14 protein-coding genes are annotated in these 20,613 nt (G+C 47.5%); 8 read left to right on the top strand and 6 right to left on the bottom strand.

The genetic code is table 11. From position 1 onward, the window contains the following. The first annotated feature begins 58 nt into the window (after nt 1-58). Both ABMY42_RS19655 and ABMY42_RS19650 read left to right on the top strand, forming a co-directional pair. Nucleotides 59-1,330, top strand: a complete 1,272-nt coding sequence (locus ABMY42_RS19655) for an amino acid deaminase (RefSeq protein WP_349266691.1) — start codon at nt 59-61, stop codon at nt 1,328-1,330. Nucleotides 1,331-1,419: 89 nt separating this feature from the next. Beyond that, nucleotides 1,420-2,283 (top strand): MurR/RpiR family transcriptional regulator, encoded by an 864-nt coding sequence (locus tag ABMY42_RS19650; protein ID WP_005425077.1) that lies wholly within the window; start codon nt 1,420-1,422, stop codon nt 2,281-2,283. A 155-nt stretch (nt 2,284-2,438) separates the two neighbouring features. Here the strand turns inward: ABMY42_RS19650 and ABMY42_RS19645 are convergent, their stop codons facing one another. From ABMY42_RS19645 to fdhF, 3 genes are all read right to left on the bottom strand, one after another. Continuing rightward, a complete protein-coding gene (locus tag ABMY42_RS19645; protein WP_193222983.1) occupies nt 2,439-2,810 on the bottom strand; it encodes a hypothetical protein in 372 nt (123 codons plus the stop codon). Nucleotides 2,811-3,060: 250 nt separating this feature from the next. Beyond that, on the bottom strand, nt 3,061-3,987 hold the full coding sequence (locus ABMY42_RS19640; RefSeq protein ID WP_349266690.1) for an endonuclease/exonuclease/phosphatase family protein: 927 nt from the start codon (nt 3,985-3,987) through the stop codon (nt 3,061-3,063). 92 nt (nt 3,988-4,079) lie between these two features. Further along, a complete protein-coding gene (gene fdhF, locus ABMY42_RS19635; RefSeq protein ID WP_005452565.1) occupies nt 4,080-8,318 on the bottom strand; it encodes a formate dehydrogenase subunit alpha in 4,239 nt (1,412 codons plus the stop codon). Between the two features lie 314 nt (nt 8,319-8,632). Here fdhF and ABMY42_RS19630 point away from each other — a divergent pair, with 314 nt between their 5' ends. The 5 genes from ABMY42_RS19630 (at nt 8,633) to ABMY42_RS19610 (ending at nt 16,242) form a co-directional block, all read left to right on the top strand. Beyond that, the gene (locus ABMY42_RS19630; protein ID WP_009697106.1) at nt 8,633-9,046 is read left to right on the top strand and encodes a hypothetical protein; all 414 of its coding nucleotides are present in this window, start codon (nt 8,633-8,635) and stop codon (nt 9,044-9,046) included. Nucleotides 9,047-9,183: 137 nt separating this feature from the next. Continuing rightward, the gene (locus ABMY42_RS19625) at nt 9,184-10,596 is read left to right on the top strand and encodes a TolC family protein (RefSeq protein ID WP_349266689.1); all 1,413 of its coding nucleotides are present in this window, start codon (nt 9,184-9,186) and stop codon (nt 10,594-10,596) included. A 101-nt stretch (nt 10,597-10,697) separates the two neighbouring features. Beyond that, the gene (locus ABMY42_RS19620; protein WP_349266688.1) at nt 10,698-12,422 is read left to right on the top strand and encodes an efflux RND transporter periplasmic adaptor subunit; all 1,725 of its coding nucleotides are present in this window, start codon (nt 10,698-10,700) and stop codon (nt 12,420-12,422) included. Then, nucleotides 12,419-15,628, top strand: coding sequence for an efflux RND transporter permease subunit (locus ABMY42_RS19615; RefSeq protein ID WP_349266687.1), 3,210 nt, complete (start codon nt 12,419-12,421; stop codon nt 15,626-15,628). Before ABMY42_RS19620 ends, ABMY42_RS19615 begins: the two co-directional genes overlap by 4 nt. A gap of 77 nt (nt 15,629-15,705) precedes the next feature. After that, nucleotides 15,706-16,242 carry a copper-binding protein gene (locus ABMY42_RS19610; RefSeq protein WP_349266686.1) on the top strand — a complete coding sequence of 179 codons (537 nt, stop codon included), beginning with the start codon at nt 15,706-15,708 and terminating at the stop codon, nt 16,240-16,242. Nucleotides 16,243-16,299: 57 nt separating this feature from the next. Here the strand turns inward: ABMY42_RS19610 and ABMY42_RS19605 are convergent, their stop codons facing one another. Further along, entirely contained in the window at nt 16,300-17,631 is a 1,332-nt protein-coding gene (locus tag ABMY42_RS19605) for a ferric reductase-like transmembrane domain-containing protein (RefSeq protein ID WP_274884260.1), read from the bottom strand. 212 nt (nt 17,632-17,843) lie between these two features. On the opposite strand from ABMY42_RS19605, the gene blaCARB reads away from it, so the two are divergent. Then, entirely contained in the window at nt 17,844-18,695 is an 852-nt protein-coding gene (gene blaCARB / locus ABMY42_RS19600; protein ID WP_349266685.1) for a CARB/PSE/RTG family carbenicillin-hydrolyzing class A beta-lactamase, read from the top strand. 58 nt (nt 18,696-18,753) lie between these two features. On the opposite strand, the gene ABMY42_RS19595 is transcribed toward blaCARB, so the two are convergent. Both ABMY42_RS19595 and ABMY42_RS19590 read right to left on the bottom strand, forming a co-directional pair. Further along, nucleotides 18,754-19,326 (bottom strand): N-acetyltransferase, encoded by a 573-nt coding sequence (locus ABMY42_RS19595; protein WP_349266684.1) that lies wholly within the window; start codon nt 19,324-19,326, stop codon nt 18,754-18,756. A 7-nt stretch (nt 19,327-19,333) separates the two neighbouring features. Next, entirely contained in the window at nt 19,334-20,497 is a 1,164-nt protein-coding gene (locus ABMY42_RS19590; RefSeq protein ID WP_349266683.1) for a MerR family transcriptional regulator, read from the bottom strand. Nucleotides 20,498-20,613: the final 116 nt, after the last annotated feature.

The raw sequence follows: 20,613 nt of genomic DNA, 5'->3' as shown, positions 1-20,613 counted from the left end.
TAGTTAGCAACAAACACTTAATATCAATCACTTAGACCATGTTAGAAGTAGGTGCGCCATGAAAGACAATCGCCAAAAGTGTGATAAAAACTATCATAATGAGTGTGTTACCACGCCAGGTTACGGAGAGAAGGCTCAACCTGTTGCGTGCAATTCCGATGGGTTACACAGCTTGATCCATGAAGAGATCACCCTGCCCGCAGCGGTGATCAAATCTTCATCATTGAAGAACAACCTCGATTGGATGCAGCGTTTTGCCAATCAGCACAAAGTGAAGTTGTCACCGCACGGTAAAACCACCATGACTCCCGCTTTCTTTCAGCAGCAATTAGAAAACGGCGCTTGGGGCATTACCGTCGCAACGCCGGCTCAGGCAGAGATTGCGGCGCTAGGCGGAGCGAAAAACATCATCATGGCGAACCAACTAGTTGGGCGCGCAAACATGACTATCATCGCCAACCTGATTGAAACCCATGGAATCAACTTCTATTGCTGTGTGGATTCAAGCCGAAACGTCAAAGCGCTAGAGCGTGCCTTCGCTGAGCATCAATTGCCGCTTAATGTACTGATTGAGTTTGGTGTCGAAGGCGGTCGCTGTGGATGCCGTAATCAACAAGATGTGGTTGAGCTCGCCACACTCATCCACCAGCAACCTCACCTTACACTCAAAGGTATCGAGGTTTACGAAGGTGTCATTCATGGTGACAATGCTGAGCAGGACATCCGTAACTTCCTCAACACCACATTAGAAATCGCAGCCCAACTACAAAACGACAAGTTGATTGAGTCTAAACCTCTGGTCACTGGCGCTGGCTCTGCTTGGTATGACGTAGTTTCTGAATGCTTTGCCAACCTAGAGGATTTTGATGCCGTCATTCGCCCAGGTTGCTACGCGATTCATGACACAGGCATTTACCTAGACGCACAAAACAAAGTCATGCAGCGCGCTGAAAACAACCAAGGTGCGGCGTGTGATCTAGGTGGTGATTTAGAATCGGCACTAGAGCTTTGGGCTTATGTGATTTCTCGTCCTGAGCCAACCAAGCTAGTTGCCGGCTTTGGCAAACGTGACGTGGCGTTTGATGCTGGATTGCCAATCCCCGAGCGTGCTTACCGCGATGGTGAGTCAATCTCTATTGAAAGTGCGGTAACGACCGCGGTGATGGATCAGCATGCGTTCATCGAAGTAGACGCAAACAGCGACCTTCAAGTGGGTGATATGATTGCCTTCTCAACCTCTCACCCATGTTTAACGTTTGATAAGTGGCGTGCCGTGGCGGTTTGTGATGATGAGTATCAAGTCACTCATTGGGTGAAAACCCGTTTCTGATGATGAGCTTAGTGAGGCTTTTCGTTATACTTCATGCCAAACCAGTGGAGGCGGCACAATCGCCTCCATGCAATAGATAGGAACACAGATTGAGTTTAGAAGTCGATATTATCTCTCAAATCACTGAACGTTTCAGTGCGCTGCGCGATGCCGAAAAGAAGGTCGCGAAGTTGATCATGGACGACATTCAAACTGCCGCCAATGCCAGCATTACTGAACTGGCAGAAAGCGCAGAAGTGAGTGAAGCCACCATCACCCGTTTTGCCAAAGCTGTTGGCTGTAAAAACGTACGTGATATGAAGATCAAACTGGCACAAACCTTAACGGTTGGGCAACGATTCATCCTTGAGCCGCCTGACCAAAGTGGCTACCAAGGCATTTATGAGTCGATCAAGCAATCCCTTGATGTAAACCGCAGCTTGATTGTTGAAGAAGATATCGACACTGCCGTGAACTGGCTGCACAACGCAAGACAAGTGATCTGTATTGGTATGGGTGGCGGCTCAACCATTGCAGCACAGGAGATGCAACATCGTTTGTTCCGTCTGGGCTACCCTGTTGTGGCGTACAACGATGGCTTGTTATCGCGCATGATTGCAGCGACGGCAGACGCGAACGATGTGTTGGTGATGATCTCAGCCACTGGCTATACCCCTGCCATCATTGAAACCGCACAATTAGCTAAGCAATACGGCGTAAAAGTCATTGTGATTACTCCGAAAGACACGCCTTTGACTGAGCAAGCCGATTTGGTTCTGCCTATTGAGCACCAAGAGACGGACTTCATCTACAAGCCATCGGCTTCTCGTTACGCGATGTTGGCTTTGGTTGATGTACTTTCGATGGCGTTAGCCGTTAATCATAAGCGACGCTCGCGCGATAAACTTCGTCGACTCAAAGTTGCCCTCGACTCTTATCGTGGCGGTTTGGAAAGACAGCCTCTTGGTGATTAAACCGAGGTAACTCATATCGATGACAGTCGAATCCGGAAACGACAAAGCCCGATATTCAACATCGGGCTTTTGTTTATTCGCTACTTGGTAAAGGGACGATTGAAAGATATCAGCTACTCACCATGCTATATACAAGTGACTTCAAGATGCAGCATTCAGTAGTATTCGCCCCAAGAGCAATCATGCAAATCAGAGATTATGTAGCTTCTTAGTGAGTTGATTTTAAAATTGAAGACTACTTGCTTGCAGATATTTCGGCTGCGGTCGCTGTAAGTGATATAACCTTCACTGTAAGCCCGCTTACCGTTGGTCGAGGTAATGTCGGCATTGAGTTCTAGATGAGCTTTGTGCTCTTCTACACGCGCCATCATCTCATGTACATCCAGCCACTCTTCTCGGTTCGCCATTTGGATCAGCATCGATTCCGCCTGCGTTTCTAACTTTTGCGGATAAACGTAAAAGCGGTTATAGGCAAAGTAAGCGCTCATTAAAATAAGTATTAACACTGCTGAGGTAGTTCTTGTCATGCAAGTTGCCTCTTATCGTTATGAATTTCTTGTTATACCCGATCCACTTTTGCGTACTGATTGCATAAGAACGGCTTGGGTATACTTTCAGTATAGAAAGCGGATGAAGTTTAGGTTAAAGAATTCACACAAATAACAAGCGACGGCCAGAATCCGTCAATTCCATGACAAGCCGTAGCACAATCTAACCTCATTCTAAATAATTAGAAACTTTGGTTCTTTGATCATCTTGCCATTAAAAAGTACCAGTTCATTGTCCTATTAGAGTCGTAACTAACCTATGATCTGACCCCTTTGGCTGGCTCGACGATAAACGTGAGCAAATTTTTCTGTCAGCCTTTTCTGATTTAAGCCAAAGGTGATCGATGCCTATCATCGCGATCGAGGGGATAGATATGCCTTTGAGTGACGCAGGCCAACTGGCGACAGGTTGGGAATGAAAACGTGAAAACAACTCATTAAACCTAGGACTTACTGCAGATAGGTTAAAGTCCCCAATCACAATCATTTCCGGTGTTGGGTACAAATCAGTAAGAGTTTCTATGGTTCGAATCAGTGCATTTCTGCGTTGCCACAACAGCTCAGTTCTTGGCGAAGGAGGATGTGCTGTCATCAAAGTAATAGGCTCATCTACTTGCCATACAGCGCGAATGACTTCTTGCCCATCAGGGGTGTGATAAATCGAGACTGACTCCAAAGGATAACGACTTAGAATCATCTGGTTAGAAGGGTAACCAATGCCACGCTGCCCTCCGTAATAAAAAGGATAAATGTCATCGAGAAGGTGCAACTTATTCCCTACTTGTGGCGAGAGCTCTTGCATCACCACCAAATCCACGGGATGTTTTAGCAAGTAGTTAATAAACTGATTGATGTCTGGGTTTTCGTAGAACAGATTGAACTGGATGATTGTCAGTGGGTGCTCACAGGCTTCGCTGCGGTTGATGTGTGCAGGTAAGAGAAATGGAACAAAAGCACCGCTGATCACAATTGAGGTAAGTGCCTTCGCCCAGCGACGAAAGACTAAAAGCGCGATAGCGAGACTGAAATAGACGAATAAAATGAGGGCGGGAATCGAGGTCAGATTCTCCGCCCACCAGATATCATGATATTGCCTTGCCACCAGCCAAATTGAAGCGGGTAAAAACAACATGATCCATTTAATGACTCTCAGCACACGCACGGCTCATTTAGCGATTACATATCATAAGCTTATATGTAGTTTGCTAACTCGCCAGTGCGTCGCTGACCAATACGTAGCGTATCAGCTTAAATAGTATGAACCGCTTCCGTTGCAGGCTCTGTATGTAGAACCTTTTCGCTCACTTCCACTTTAACCGCAGCGACCTTGAACTCAGGGATCTTCGCATGCGGATCAGTCGCCGTTGTCGTTAGACGGTTCACCGGGGATTCAACAAAGTGGAATGGAATGAACACCACACCTTTTTGAATGCGCTTAGTCACAAAGGCATCAATCTCAATGCTGCCGCGACGTGTAGACACCTTCAAACGCTGACCATTACTGATGCCGAGCGCTTCTGCGTCTTCCACGCTCACCATCGCACGTGGACCAGCAAGATTATCCAACCCTTTGGTTTTGCGCGTCATAGTGCCGGTGTGGAACTGCTCAAGCACACGACCAGTCGTTAACACAAGCGGATACTCCTCATCTGGCAGCTCAGCCGCATAACGGAACGGTACGCCCACCATTTGACCTTTACCACGAGTAAACTGGGTTTGGTGCATGATGCGAGTACCTGCTGGGTTGTTCTTGTTGCTCGGCCACTGCACTCCGTTTGGCGTTATCGCCTCCCAACGAAGACCTGCGTATTGAGGCGTCACTCGTGCAATCTCGTTAGTGATATCAGACACGCAGTGGTAATCCCAATCACTGCCCATTGCATTGGCGATTTCTTGAATAATCCACCAATCTTCTTTCGCTTCACCCGGTGCCGTTACAACCGGATTCACACGCTGAACACGACGTTCCGTATTGGTGAAGTGCCCCGCTTTCTCTGCAAACGAGCAAGAAGGCAGAACCACATCCGCGTATTGAGCGGTTTCCGTTAGGAAGATGTCTTGAACCACCAAGAAATCGAGCGCTTCTAAGCCTTCAATCACATGCGCTTGGTTCGGGTCACTCAATACTGGGTTCTCACCCATGATGTACATACCACGAACGTCACGATGGCAAGCCGCATCAATGATTTCTGTCAAGGTTAGACCTTGCTCAGAAGGCAGATTTGGCGCGTTCCATTCAATCGCAAACTTCTGACGCACAATTGGGTTGTATACCTTTTGGTAACCCGGGAAACTGTTTGGCAAAGCGCCCATATCACACGCGCCTTGCACGTTTGATTGACCACGTAGCGGATTGATGCCACCACCTTCAATACCGATGTTGCCACACAGTAATTGCAGGTTAGCGATAGAACGCACGTTGTCATGACCTGTCGTGTGCTGAGTAATACCCATCGAGTAGTACACAGCGGTACGATCTGCCGTGCCAATCATACGCGCCATTGCTTGAATGTCTTCGGCTTTAACACCTGTAACCAACTCCACTTTATCGAGGTTGTAAGCTGGCGACATCACCTCTTGCAGTAAGGTATCAAAGCCGTCGACACGTTCTTCGATGTACTCTTGATCGTACCAACCGTTCTTGATGATCTGTTGCATGACGCCGTTCAGGAGCATCACATCCGTACCCGGACGGTGCGCCATGTACAACTCAGCATGCTCTGCCATATCGACACGTTTCGGGTCAGCTACAATCAAACGAGCGCCGTGATGACGAATTGCTTGTTTGATATGTGAAGCGATAATCGGGTGCGCCGATGTGGTATCCGAACCAATAATAAAGATCACATCAGAGTGCTTAATGCTCGGAATGTCGTTGGTCATTGCACCACTACCGAGTGATGCCTCAAGACCGGTTACACTCGATGCGTGACACAAACGCGCACAGTGGTCGACGTTATTGGTGCCCAATTCACGGCGGACAAATTTTTGGAACGCGTAGTTGTCTTCGTTGGTGGTTTTCGCTGAAGAGAAACCCGCTAATGCGTTGCTGCCAAAATCTTGCTTGATGCCAGAGAACTTGCTCGCAACCAGCTGAATCGCCTCTTCCCAACTTGCAGGCTGCAACCAACCGTCTTTACGAATCAATGGCGTGGTAAGACGCTCTTCACTGCCAATGAAGTCAAAACCAAAGCGCCCTTTCACACACAGCATACCTTGGTTCACCGGCGAGTCACCGCCTTTCACGTAACGAATCGTATTGGTTGCTTCGTCCACGAACATGGTCAACTTACAGCCCACACCACAGTATGTACAAATGGTGTCGACCGCTTTCAGATCTTCAGTACGACCTTGCGAACGGTCACGACTATCGACCATCGCGCCCGTTGGACACACTTGAACACACGCACCACATTGCACGCAGTTCGAATCGCCCATCAGAGTTAAACCATTCTTGTTACTTCCAAAGTGTGGACGATCGTCTGGACGTAACGCAGGGCGACCTTGTTTGTCGCACACAAAGTTCAGTACACCGTGCACGGCTTTGTCGCGACACGCTTGGATGCACTGACCGCAGCTAATACAGCGGTTAGCATCAAACTCAATAAACTCAGAACTGCGGTCAACTTCGTACTTATGACGCAAGTCTTTAGCACGAAGATCTAACCAATCTTGATGCGATTTAATCTGCAAAGAGAAGTCAAAGCTTTGCTCAGCTTCATATTCGGTGGAGTAATCACGCAGCGCACAATCGGTATTTGCCTGACAACCACATTCTAGACAGCGCGCAGCTTCCTTCATCGCTTCTTCGTTATCAAAGCCTAACTCCACTTCAGCGAAGCTTTGCTCGCGTTGTGCTGGAGTCAGTTCAGGCATGATAGAACGAGCGACTTTTTGGATGTTCTCGAAGTGAAGCGGATCGACTTGAGAAAGTTTCTTCTCTTTTCGTGAGTTGAACGCCGCCTTTGGCATGTCTGCCATATCGCCATTCAAAAACAGATCAATGGCTTTTGCCGCAACGCGACCATCACCCACTGCTTCAACTGCCGTTGCTGGACCACGGCGGAAATCACCAATACTGAAGATGTTACCCGTGCCTGTGTGCATGGTCTTTTCATCTGCATCGGAGGTGTTCCAACGCGTAAGTGGGATCGACAAATCTTCGCCTTCGAGGAAGCTCAGATCCGGCTTTTGCGATACTGCCGCAATCACGGTGTCGAACTCTTCGGTAAAGAACTCGCCGGTTGGTTTAGGGCTTCGACGACCAGATGCATCCGGCTCACCCAACGCCATGCGCTCTAGACGAATCGCACTCACGCGTCCGGTTTCATCGGCAAGGTTTTCTGCTGGGTTGGTCAAAAAGTGGAATTTCACCCCTTCGTGTTCCGCTTCGACAATCTCGTAGTCTTCTGCCGGCATTTCGTCACGTGTACGACGATAAATCAACGTGGTGTCTGCACCAGCACGACGCGCAGTACGAGCACAGTCAATTGCCGTATTACCACCACCAATCACCGCGACTTTCTGACCCGTGACGTAGTTTTGCTCAGTAACGTAATCTTTCAGGTAATCAACACCCAGGTAACAACCTTCAAGGTCGCTGCCTGTGTAATGCATTTCAACCGCTTGAGACGCACCGACAGCTAAACACACTGCATCGTATTCTTCGCTCAATTGAGAAAGCGTGAAATCCACACCCAGTTTTTGGTTGGTGCGAACCTGCATGCCATTGCGGCACATCAGTTCGATTTCTTTATCGAGAATGTCTTTTGGTAGGCGATATTCAGGAATACCATAACGCAACCAACCGCCCGCTTTTGGCATGGATTCAAAGACAGTGACGTCGTAGCCTTCATTCGATAAGTAGTAGCCAGCCGTTAGACCACCAGGACCACTGCCTACGACGGCAATGTTCAAACCTTTGCTTGATTTCTTTTCTGGTACATAGGCTTCATGCGCAGACAAATCCGCATCCGCGGCATGACGCTTAAGCTGACGAATTGCAATAGGCTCATCGACTAACGAGCGGCGACATTCGCTCTCACAGAATGCCGGACACACACGACCAATCGATAACGGCATAGGAAGCGTACGCTTAATCACTTCAATCGCTTTTTGATGATCGTTCTGTGCGATGTGATAAAGGTAGGATTGGATGTCCACACCCGCTGGACACGCGGTTTTACATGGCGCTTCACAATCGGCGTAATGGTCCGTCATGATGCGGTTAAGTGCTTTTCTGCGGTGCTCGCTTAACTGCTCTGATTGCGTAACCACATTGAGACCACGGTAAACTTCGAGTTCACACGCGCGTTTAGTGCCGCCACTTTCGACTTCAACCACACACAAGTCGCACGGCACTTTTTCATTACTTTTGTTCATTCCGCACAGCGATGGGATCTCGACCCCACACACTTTTGCTGCTTCTAAAAGGGTTAAACCCTCTTCTACAATTCTATATTTTCCATCGATGACAATTTCTATCATGCAACCCCCGCAGCAAAGCAAATCCAAATCTGCACAAGTAAAACCATGCATTCTATAAGGATAATCATTTGTAAGACAAGTTAGTGTGATGTAAAACTTATAAACCACATTTTTTACGTGTCATAAAAAGAATGAGCTTCTTGCGCGAAGTCCTAGGAATCAGTGTTCAACAAACGTTTTACTCGTCAGATAATGCGAAAAATGGTTGGCTGAACTATTTTGATAAGAAGAGTAATAAAACATTGACCTTACCCTAAGGTTAACCTTTAGAATCGAGTGGTTTTCATCATTTAATCAAATACACGGGAAAAGGTATGCGCCTAAAATCGCTGCATACAACTTGGTTAACTCTCTTCACAACGCTGATGCTATTAGTATCAAGCGTGGCGAATAGTGCCCCTTTGATGAACATCCAAATGATGTCAAATGGCGTGATGAATCATGGACAATCTATGATGATGGACGACAGTGAACATTGTGGCATGCCCGGAATGATGGACGTATCCATCACCGAAGACGGTGAAGTGAGAGAAAGCCGAATGAACTGCGGTGGAGGCTCCGGCATGGTTCACACCTGCTGCACGGCGGCTTGTTCTCTGGTTTTCCTCCCCCTACCTGTCCCTGTCAATCGCGCATTGCCGATCGTTTATCGCGCGGCAATTACTCCTGAAGTCACCTCCCCTGTTGTACACGTCAGCCGTGACCTGTACCGACCTCCAATAATTTAAATCTGTATTGCATTCGACCCTGCGTAGCTATCGCAGGTGGTTTTAATGTGCCAATACGACGCAGATAAATCTGGATTACTGTTTCTGCTTTAAGCCAACCCCTTCTTCGTCGTTTCGGCAAACACTGGATTTAGATTATGGATTTTAGACCATACCGCCTTGCTGCACCTATGTGTGCCTTGGCTTTGGTTTCTGCTCCAACTTTGGTGAATGCGGCGATGCCAAATACAAAAGTGCCGAGCAAAGAAACCAAAGCAGCAAACCTTACTGCGCCAGAGATGCGCACATCATCAAAAAAACTCGCGCAACTGATCAATGTTGCCCTGAGCAATGATGGCAACCGCCAACAATATTCAGCGCAATCCGCTGCGATGCGTGAAACGGGTGTTGCAAGTTCTACCTTGATGGATCCAAAACTCAAAGTGGGTTTTGGTGGTTTACCTGTCGACAGCTTTAAGTTCGATGACGACCCAATGACCAACATCTCTGTTGGTTTAATGCAGCAATTCGAACGTGGCTCCACGCTCGATCTGCAACAGAAGAAAGCCAATCAACAAGCCAATGGACTTGGGCTTCAAGTTCATGCTCGCGAACTTGAAGTTGCCAACAGCATGACTCAACTATGGTTAGAGCTTGGATATCAGCAAAAAGCTGAGCAAATCTTGCTTGAGAACCGCAAGTTGATGAAGGAGATGGAAAGCTTTATTCAAACCAACTATTCGATTGGTAAGAGTGAAGCGCAAGACCTACTCAACGCTCAATTACAAGTGAGCAAGCTGGATGAAAAACTGCAAGCCAATGCGCAAATGCAGCGACGCCTTGTTTCTCAGCTTTCGGAATGGCTAGGCTCGGACTGGTTAGCGACGGAACAGGCTCTGTACGCTACCAATCAACTCAACTGGGATACACTGAATAGCAACCTTGCTTCCAGCAAAGATTCCACCAAGCACTACCAACAACTTAGTCAGCACCCAATGGTTAAAATGGCCGATGTGAGTATTTCTGCCAATAAAACTCAGGTAGAGATTGCTGAACAAGCTTATAACCCGCAGTTTGGTGTGGAGGTTATGTACGCTTATCGTCAAGCCAATAACATGAAGGGTGAGCCAGCATCAGACTTGGTCAGCGCTTATCTAACCATGGACATTCCACTGTTCACGGGTGATCGCCAAGATCGCAATCTCGCTGCCGCACAATACCAAGTTGGTGCAGCACAATCACAAAAAGACACCTTATTAACGCAGATGAATGCCAAGGTGAACACTTTGCTGGTTGATCGCGGCAACTTAACCCAACGTTTAGAACGTTACCAATCCACCTTATTGCCCCAAGCGAAAGCGCGCATTCAAGCCGTTGAGCGGGGCTACCAAAACAACACAGCGCAGTTTAACGATGTGATTTCAGCCACGACAGACGAATTGGCTCTGCAATTAGAGCAACAACGTCTGCTCACCGATCTCAACATCGCAAACAGCAATTTAGCCACCCTACTCGGTGGTTTCGATTATCAAGTGGCCTCTCCAGAAGCTCGCTCTATCTCGACATATTAATTTGTGATTCCCAAAAACGTTGGGGCTACAAGTATGTGACCGATATAGAGCAGTCAACAACGCTGTAGCGTCATGCGCAAACGGGAAAATAAGGTATAAGAATGAAAACATTACAAGTTGCAACCATCGCGCTGATTGTTGGTGGTGCTTTAGGGTTTGGTGCTAATCATTTTCTTGCGGGCTCAGCTCACGACATGAGTGCGATGGGTGGAACTTCCGCAGCAAGTTCTAATGATCCACTCTATTGGGTTGCTCCAATGGATCCCAACTACAAACGTGATAAACCGGGTAAATCTCCAATGGGCATGGATTTGATTCCGGTTTACGCAGAAGACCTATCCGGTGAACAAGAGGCGCCCGGCACGGTGACTATCGATCCTTCAGTAGAAAATAATCTCGGGGTCAAAACCGCAAACGTGGCACGACAACAGTTATCACCACGCATCGAAACGGTTGGTTATATCGCCTTCGATGAAAGTCTGTTATGGCAAACCAACGTTCGTGTTGCGGGTTGGGTAGAAAAACTCTACATCAATGCTGTGGGTGAGAAGGTGAAGAAAGGCGATGTGCTTTTCACTCTCTACTCTCCGGAACTGGTTAAGGCACAGGAAGAACTGCTGAATGCTTACCGTACTGGTCGTAAAGGACTAGTGAAAGGGGCGACCGAGCGCTTAGTAACGCTTGGTGTTGACCGTGTACAAATCAAATCCATTACCCGTCGTGGTAAAGCATCCCAAACCATTGAAATTAAAGCACCTGCTGATGGTGTTATCGCGAGCTTAAACGTGCGAGAAGGTGGCTATTTGTCTCCGGCTCAAGCGGTGATCAGTGCTGGTCCTTTGGACAATGTTTGGGTTGATGCGGAAGTCTTTGAGCGTCAAGCACATTGGATGAAAGCCGGCTCTCAAGCCACGATGACCCTTGACGCCATTCCGGGTACTGAATGGCAAGGTGTCGTGGATTACGTGTACCCAATCCTCGACCCTAAAACACGTACGTTACGCGTACGTCTCAAGTTCCTTAACCCAAATGGCGATCTAAAGCCTAACATGTTTGCCAATATCGCGTTGCAGCCTGTCACTGACGATGCGGTATTAACCATTCCTAAGTCATCCGTTATTCGCTCCGGCGGTATGACTCGCGTTGTTCTGGCTGAAGGTAATGGCAAATACCGTTCTGCTCGAATTGAAGTCGGTCGTGAAGCTGGCGAACAAATCGAAGTATTACAAGGACTTAAACAAGACGACAAGATCGTAACGTCATCTCACTTCATGCTTGACTCTGAATCAAGCCAGTCAGCAGATCTGTCTCGCATCAACGGCATAGAAGCAGCGGCAGAAACGGCATGGGCAAAAGGCGAAATCACAGATGTAATGAGAGATCACCGCATGCTGACTATTAACCACCAGCCGGTACCAGAATGGGATTGGCCAGGCATGGTGATGAACTTTACTTTTGCTGATGGCGTCGAGATGGGTGACTTGAAAAAAGGTCAGGCTATCGAATTTGAAATGCAGAAAACAGAATCTGGTCAGTACCAAATCGTTGACTATAAGGCAGACAACAGCGTCATTGCAGCTGAAGTTTGGCTAACTGGTGACATCACGATGCTGATGGCTGATTTTGGCATGATTACCTTAAACCACCTACCAGTAGCAGAATGGAATTGGGATGCGGGCGAAATGAACTTCTCTGTCGGTGAAGAGGTGGATTTATCAGGTTTTGAAGAAGGAGAAAAAGTTCGGTTTCTAGTTGAAAAACAAGGATCTGATTACATTCTTAAACAGCTAACGCCAGCAACAGAGGCGGTTGAGGAATCACTATGATCAGTGCAATTATTCGTTGGTCATTGAGCAACCGTTTCTTAGTGTTGATCGCGACCTTAGCTCTTGTATTAGGCGGACTTTACAGTGTAAAGAATACGCCTGTTGATGCCATTCCGGATCTTTCTGATGTGCAAGTGATCATCAAGACAAGCTATCCAGGTCAGGCTCCTCAAGTCGTCGAGGATCAAGTCACTTACCCACTCACAACCGCCATGCTTGCCGTGCCGGGTGCTGAGACGGTTCGTGGCTACTCCTTCTTTGGTGACTCTTACGTTTATATCATTTTCAACGATGATACCGACATGTACTGGGCACGTTCTCGCGTGTTGGAGTACTTAAGCCAAGTAGCACCAAAGCTCCCACCGAACGCAAAACCAACCTTAGGTCCTGATGCGACAGGCGTAGGCTGGGTTTACAGCTACGTATTACAAGACAAAACCGGCAAGCATGATTTGGCTGATCTTCGCAGCCTGCAAGACTGGTTCTTGAAGTACGAGTTGCAAACCGTTGATGGCGTTTCTGAAGTCGCTACCGTGGGCGGTATGGTGAAGCAATACCAAGTACAGATTGATCCTGCCAAGCTGCGTGCTTACAACCTCACTTTGCAACAAGTGAACATGGCAATCCAAAACGGCAACCAAGAAACCGGCGCGTCCGTTATCGAAGTTGCGGAAGCCGAACACATGGTTCGTACCACGGGTTACTTAACCAGCATTGAAGACATCAAATCACTGCCTCTAAAAGTCACCGAGAAAGGCACGCCGTTACTATTAGGAAACATCGCAGACATTAACCTTGGTCCACAAATGCGCCGTGGTATCTCTGAGTTGAATGGCGAAGGTGAAGCTGTGGGTGGGGTTATCGTGATGCGCTTTGGTGAAAACGCCAGTGAAGTGATTGCGAAAGTCAAAGACAAACTTGTAGACCTACAACGCAGCCTACCAGAAGGCGTAGAAATTGTGGCAACCTACGACCGCTCTACCCTTATCGATTCAGCGGTAGAAAACCTATGGAAGAAGCTTGCAGAAGAGTTCATCGTCGTTGCGATTGTGTGTGCGTTGTTCCTATTCCACATTCGTTCTTCATTGGTTATCGCTCTGAGTCTACCTGTCGGAATTCTTAGTGCGTTTATCGTGATGCATTGGCAAGGCATCAACGCCAACATCATGTCCTTGGGTGGTATTGCGATAGCCATTGGTGCCATGGTGGATGGCGCAATCGTGATGATTGAAAACGTTCATAAGCACATTGAACGAACGCCACTGACCGACAAGAACCGCTGGCAAGTAATTGGCAAAGCCGCAGAGGAGGTCGGCGCACCGCTGTTCTTCTCGTTGCTGATCATTACACTTAGCTTCGTACCGGTGTTCGCCTTAGAAGGTCAGGAAGGCAAGATGTTCTCGCCGCTTGCGTTCACTAAGACTTACGCCATGGCAGCGGCAGCAGGTTTGGCAATCACACTCGTCCCTGTTCTTATGGGCTACTTCATTCGTGGTAAGGTGTTACCGGAACACAAAAACCCGGTTAACCGCGGCTTGGTCGCGTTGTACCGCCCGTTGTTGAACACCAGCTTAAAATACCCTAAGACCATGATTGTTATTGCATTGGGTCTAATGGCGTCGGCTTACTACCCAACCAGTAAACTGGGTAGCGAGTTCATCCCACCGCTGGATGAAGGCGACTTGATGTACATGCCAACGACCTACCCAGGTATCTCGATTGGTAAAGCGCGCGAGCTTCTACAACAAACCAACAAGCTGATCAAAACCGTTCCAGAAGTGAAAACCGTATGGGGCAAGATTGGTCGTGCTGAGACTGCAACCGATCCAGCGCCACTCACCATGATCGAAACCGTGATTCAGTTGAAGCCACGCGATCAATGGCGTGAAGGCGTAACAACCGAGTCGCTACGCAAAGAGTTCGATAGTCTGGTTCAGTTCCCTGGTCTTACTAACGCTTGGGTTATGCCGATCAAAACGCGTATCGACATGCTGGCAACGGGCATCAAAACCCCTATCGGTATCAAGATCGCCGGACCCGATCTGAAAGTGATCGAGAAAATCGGTTCTCAGTTGGAGCCAATTCTTAATGGTGTACAAGGCACGGCATCGGTTTATGCAGAGCGTGTAGCAGGAGGCCGCTATGTCACGATCGACATTAAACGTCGTGCGGCAGCGCGTTACGGTTTAAGCATCAAAGATGTTCAGCAGGTGATCTCGACCGCGGTGGGCGGCATGAATGTGGGTGAAACCATCGAAGGCTTGGAGCGTTACCCAATCAACGTTCGTTACCCACAAGACTACCGTGACTCAGTGGTAAAACTGCAAAACTTACCGTTAGTGACACCAAATGGCGCTCGTATTGCACTGGCTGACGTAGCAGACATTCGTTACGAAGACGGTCCTCCAATGATCAAGACGGAAAACGCACGTCCAAACGGCTGGGTGTTTGTCGACATCGATGGTCGTGACCTTGGTTCTTACGTCGTGGAAGCGCAACAGGTCGTGGCAGATCAACTGGAGCTTCCTGCAGGTTACTCGCTGGCTTGGTCTGGTCAATACGAATACATGGAGCGTGCGAAAGATCGCTTGAGTGTCGTGGTACCAATCACCATCGCCATCATTATGCTGCTGCTTTACTTCAGCTTCCGTCGTGTCGGCGAAGTGATGATCATCATGCTTACCCTACCGCTCGCTATGGTCGGTGGTTTGTGGCTCATGCATATCCTCAACTACAACTTCTCGATTGCCGTCGGGGTCGGCTTTATTGCCCTAGCAGGTGTCGCAGTTGAGATTGGGGTCATCATGCTCGTCTACCTCAACCAAGCGTGGCACTACAAAAAACTCGATGCGGAAGAGAGCCAACAAAAGCTTGAGGCGAAAGACCTAACCGATGCCATTCGCGAAGGTGCAGGCTTACGTGTTCGCCCAGTAATGATGACGGTACTAACGGTCATTATTGGTCTGATTCCGATCATGTACGGCGAAGGTACAGGGTCAGAAGTGATGCAACGTATCGCCGCACCAATGATTGGTGGTATGGCATCAGCACTGCTACTGACGCTCTTGGTACTTCCTGCCATCTTCAAGCTGTGGAAACAACGCGAGTTGCGCCCAAGTAACTCAGCTCCTAGTCATACAAGTACGCAAGCTGGTAATCAAATCGAAAACGCCGACAACAAAGATCGCACTGGCAACAAGGCGTAATCCCTACCTTCCCATCAAACAATCCGTTTTGAGGGGAAGTAACCAAGTTATTAATGAATTAAAACAAGGATATAAAAATGAAAAAGACACTAATCACTCTTGCTCTAGCCCTAACTACAACGGCTGCCTTTGCCCAAATGGATCATGGCAATATGAAGCATAAAAATATGGACCACGGCAGCATGAAGATGGACCACAGTAAAATGGACCATTCAAACATGATGGATATGCCGGGCATGTCGGCAGTTGGTATGCCTGCAAAAGGGGCAAAGCCAGACAAAGTGGTACACGTTATCTTAGGTGATGACATGACAATCAAGTTCAAGAAGGATATTAAGATTGAGCCAAACGATGTGGTGCAGTTTGTAGTCATGAACACGGGTAAAATCAACCACGAGTTCACTATCGGTTCTGCCAAAGAGCAGCTAGAGCATCGTGAAATGATGAAGACAATGACTGGTGGGCACATGCACGACTCGGGCAACTCTGTGACGGTAGAACCGGGTAAAGCGAAGCAGTTGCTGTGGCATTTCCACGGTGACAACAACGTTGAGTTCGCGTGCAACATTCCGGGGCATGCGGAAGCTGGCATGGTTAAAAGTATCGAGCTGTAGTATCAAATATACAAAAGGAGCTGTTCATTCAGCTCCTTTCTCATTCAATAACGATTTTTATCTCATTACAAACAGCTCTTCGTGATAGCTTCTTTCAATATTAAATTGACACGCCTCGAGCTCTTTTTTCAATGTTTTTGAGAACGCTTCAGGTCCACAGAAGTACATTTCATATTGATTCAAATGACCACATTGCGCGATGATACGTTCAGCATTTAAACGTGGTGCTTTCAGTGTATCTATCACATGCAAGTTGACGTTGGCTTGGTGAGCAAGGTGCCATAGCTCATCAACTAAATGGCTATCCACACCACGTGTACAATAAAACAAGTGCACGTTATTGTTACTCGCTTTCGTTTTTAATGCTTCCAAAGCAGCGAAGAAAGAAGCAATACCTACCCCACCAGCAACCCAAATTTGCGGTTTATCTAAATCAAATGCTAAACGACCGTAAGGACCTTCTATCGTGACTGCGTCCCCATTTCGCACTCGTTCATAAAGCCCAGTGGTAAAGTCACCCAGCTCCTTGATTAAGAAACGCAGTTCGTTACTTTCACTACCGGATACAATGGTAAATGGATGCGCATCTTCGTCACCAAAGCGTAAGTAGGCAAATTGCCCCACATTATGTCCTTGCCAAGACGCGTCTGATTTTAAAACTAACTCCATCACCTCTGCTTGTGGGAAGTAACGTGTAGAAGTCACCATAGCGGAGTGTTTATTCCGACGTCCAACCAAGCCAAACAAACTGTAAAGTGCGGCGATCGAACCAACGACTGCAAAGGCGACCGTAACGTAGTAAACAGGCTCACCCCAGTACGCGCGTTTTAACAACAGCACGGAATGAATAGCAATCAATAGATAAGCAGCCGACATCAAACGGTGAGAGAGTTTGAACGGTTTGTATTTTATCGCACTCCACAAAGAAACCACCAACAACACCAACAGTAAGTAGAACCCCCACTCACCAAGGCTCTGCCCAAATTCACGTAAGCCACTAACCCAAGCTTCAATGCCAGACAAATTACCAGCAGGTCCTGCTCCTGAGTGTTTTACTGGTCTCGCCAATACTCCCGACATAACCAACCATTTCGGCACTTGATACCAAAGCCAGTGCACAATACCCAATGCAACACCGCTAATACCTAACCATTTATGCACTCGATACGCTTTGTCCATGCCATGTAGCCAGTTTTCAACCACAGGCAGACGCATTGCCAACACCATGGTGACCGACATCAACATCAAAGACAAAATGCCTGAATATTGGATCATGGCAGATCGCCATTCAAAGACATTGCTGGAAGAGAAAAGCTGCGGCTCCATCGCAAACCATAAAACGGACATCACAGCGATCATTGCCCAGATGATATTGCGGATTGTTTTCATGATTGGTTACTCGGTTAATCGACAACTTTACTTTAGTCCTTCACATGTAAAACAACGTCAATAAGCGTAAAAACGGGTAAAGCTTGGCATATGCAAAGATTCCTACAGAAAAAAGACATGAATCTAACAGTTATTAGAGTATTCACTCGTTATAGTTCCGGGTAATGTCACCAGAGTAAGAACTGGTATTAATAACACTAAGAAAATCAACGATGAAAAAGCTATTTCTGCTGCTCGGATTGTTAGCCTGTTCAAGTGCAACTTACGCCGCCAAAATCAATGAAGACCTCGCTGCAATAGAAGAACATATCTCAGGTCGCATCGGTGTTTCGGTTTGGGATACACAAACCGGTGAGCATTGGGATTATCGTGGCGATGAGCGCTTTCCCATGATGAGCACCTTCAAAACACTCGCATGTGCGACCATGCTCAATGACATGGATAATGAAAAGCTCGATAAGAACGCGACCGCTAAAGTAGAAGAACGCAACATGGTGGTGTGGTCTCCGGTGATGGACCGCATGGCTGGTCAAACGACTCGCATTGAGCATGCTTGTGAAGCCGCGATGCTGATGAGTGACAACACCGCAGCCAACATTGTTTTGCGCAGTGTGGGTGGACCTCGTGGTGTGACAATGTTCTTGCGTACCATTGGAGACAAAGCAACCCGACTTGACCGTTTTGAGCCGAGATTGAATGAAGCGAAACCGGGCGACAAGCAAGACACGACAACACCTAACGCCATGGTAAACACCCTGCACACCCTACTAGAAGGCGACGCGCTATCGTATGAATCTCGCATTCAATTAAAGATCTGGATGCAAGACAACAAGGTATCTGACTCTCTAATGCGTTCTGTGTTGCCTAAAGGCTGGTCAATTGCAGATCGTTCTGGCGCAGGCGGTTTTGGCTCACGTGGTATCACCGCGATGATCTGGAAAGAAAATCACAAGCCTGTTTACATCAGTATCTATATCACCGGCACCGATCTGTCACTGCAAGCTCGTGACCAAGTGATTGCTCAGATTAGCCAACTGGTGTTGGATGAATACAAAAATATTTAACACTAACTTTATGATTAACAACGGAGCTCTCAGGCTCCGTTTTTTCTAGTGCACAATCCTACCAATACGCAGGACTATCCAAACCTTGCACGCAAGAAGATGTGCCTTGAGTTGACGTCAACTCACCTGTAAATGATTGTGCCAACCAACCATGTGGAAAGCTCAAGGCATGTGGCGCTTTGAACTGCTCCTCGGAGACTTGTTGGAACCCAACGCGCGAATAGAAGTTAGGATCGCCGTAGGTAAATACCAACTCAATGCCTTGCTGTTTTAAGTGTTCCAGACCAAAGTTGATCAAGGCTTGTCCTACGCCTTTTCCTTGACATTCTGTCAGAGTTGCCATTGGTGATAACAGATAACCTACTTCACCACTCTCAAAGCGTAGTGGCGTAAACAACACACCTGCAATTAAACGTTCACCTTGTTTAGCCACAAAGCCTTTTAGCTCCTGTTCTGGGGTTGTTGTCAGTAAGTCACCGACGAGCGAGCCGATGGTTTTGCCTTCTACTTCGCCTTCAGAATCAGAAAAGGTTTGAGTAAATAAAGCGATCATCTCGCTGCTCATTACTCTCTCGTAAGGAGAAAATGTGTAGTTTGTTTTTTGTGTGTTTTGATTTGTTGTTTCGTTCATTTTTCTATCAATATTTTTGTAAGATATACATCTGATACGCCACTTCGTTACGACGGCGTTTAACGATATCTAATTCAACTTGTATGTCTTTTAATGCTTGCGATTCCAGCATCTCAGCTTTCAAACTTTGCACACGCTCATCTAAAGGAACGTAGTAGTTATCCCATGCCTGTTGGCTAATTGGGAACGTCTCTAGCGCATGGTATCCCGCTGCATTTGCTTGCTTAATTCGCTTCTCGACACTGCCCACATCTGGGTACTCTTTCTTCCAGGACGCCACCGTATCTTCACTTGGAGTCTCGGTGTTCCAAACCAAATCGCTCAGCACTAAAATACCACCTTCTTTAAGCAATGGACGCCATGCTTTGAATGCGTTCTCCACGCCCATGATGTATGCACTGCCTTCTGCCCAAATGACATCGGCCGAGCCTTCTGCAAACGGGAGCTCTGTCATGCTGGCACACACTGTTGTGATCTTGTCCCTTAAACCGAGAGTTTGGGCTTTGCCTTTCAGGCGCTGCAACGATGGTTCGTCATTATCAACAGCAGTAACATGTGCGTGTTGAGCCAGCGTGCGAGTCGCGATACCTTGTCCACAGCCGATTTCCAGAATTTCATCAGGTTGCGTAGGTAGCATACTCAATGCCTTCAAGGTGTCTTGCTCTGCTCCCGGGCCCCAAAATTCCAAGGCTTCATATACGCGGAAGAAGTCCGCCATGTAATCTTCATGAGTGTTCATATCTTTTGATAACCAACGTAAGTGAAGGGCTTCTTTCTCGCTAAAACCTTGCGTCATAAGCCATTTCAAGTGCGCATCCGGTGCAACTTCATCCAACGATTCATGCCAATCGGTTAACGGTGTTTCGCCCAGCAGCGCCGCCAAAAGCTGACGTGATTTCTGCTTTTGCTCAATCTCTTCATCGAGGAGCCTGAGCCTTTCTAGCATCAATTGGCGATCTACTTTAGCTTCCAGACAGGCTTTACACTCCTTGAGCGTCAGTCCGCCGCTTTGCAATTGCTGGATCAAACGCAAGCGTTGTAGATCCGCATCGCTATACGCGCGGTAGCCGTTGCTTAACCGTTGCCCTTTGATGAGCTCAATCTTCTCGTAATAGAGCAATGTGGTGCGAGACAAACCCAGCATCTCTGCCAGTTCCGATATCCGATACATGTAATTTTCCTCAGCGCTGATGAAAGCATCTTAAACTGTAGAGTTATAGACAGGTCAACATGAATTGTAGAAAAAGATACGCTGAAAGATAAAATGCGATGAGAAAAGCATCAGGT

This window comes from Vibrio sp. SSH13-20 (genome assembly GCF_040104475.1).
Lineage (GTDB): Bacteria > Pseudomonadota > Gammaproteobacteria > Enterobacterales > Vibrionaceae > Vibrio > Vibrio harveyi.
This window is presented reverse-complemented; position numbering and strand designations above follow the sequence as displayed.

Coding starts and splice junctions, on each gene's coding strand:
- ABMY42_RS19655 (WP_349266691.1), top strand. CDS start 59: ATGAAAGACAATCGCCAAAAGTGTGATAAAAACTATCATAATGAGTGT.
- ABMY42_RS19645 (WP_193222983.1), bottom strand. CDS start 2,810: ATGACAAGAACTACCTCAGCAGTGTTAATACTTATTTTAATGAGCGCT.
- fdhF (WP_005452565.1), bottom strand. CDS start 8,318: ATGATAGAAATTGTCATCGATGGAAAATATAGAATTGTAGAAGAGGGT.
- ABMY42_RS19630 (WP_009697106.1), top strand. CDS start 8,633: ATGCGCCTAAAATCGCTGCATACAACTTGGTTAACTCTCTTCACAACG.
- ABMY42_RS19625 (WP_349266689.1), top strand. CDS start 9,184: ATGGATTTTAGACCATACCGCCTTGCTGCACCTATGTGTGCCTTGGCT.
- ABMY42_RS19620 (WP_349266688.1), top strand. CDS start 10,698: ATGAAAACATTACAAGTTGCAACCATCGCGCTGATTGTTGGTGGTGCT.
- ABMY42_RS19615 (WP_349266687.1), top strand. CDS start 12,419: ATGATCAGTGCAATTATTCGTTGGTCATTGAGCAACCGTTTCTTAGTG.
- ABMY42_RS19610 (WP_349266686.1), top strand. CDS start 15,706: ATGAAAAAGACACTAATCACTCTTGCTCTAGCCCTAACTACAACGGCT.
- ABMY42_RS19605 (WP_274884260.1), bottom strand. CDS start 17,631: ATGAAAACAATCCGCAATATCATCTGGGCAATGATCGCTGTGATGTCC.
- blaCARB (WP_349266685.1), top strand. CDS start 17,844: ATGAAAAAGCTATTTCTGCTGCTCGGATTGTTAGCCTGTTCAAGTGCA.
- ABMY42_RS19595 (WP_349266684.1), bottom strand. CDS start 19,326: ATGAACGAAACAACAAATCAAAACACACAAAAAACAAACTACACATTT.
- ABMY42_RS19590 (WP_349266683.1), bottom strand. CDS start 20,497: ATGTATCGGATATCGGAACTGGCAGAGATGCTGGGTTTGTCTCGCACC.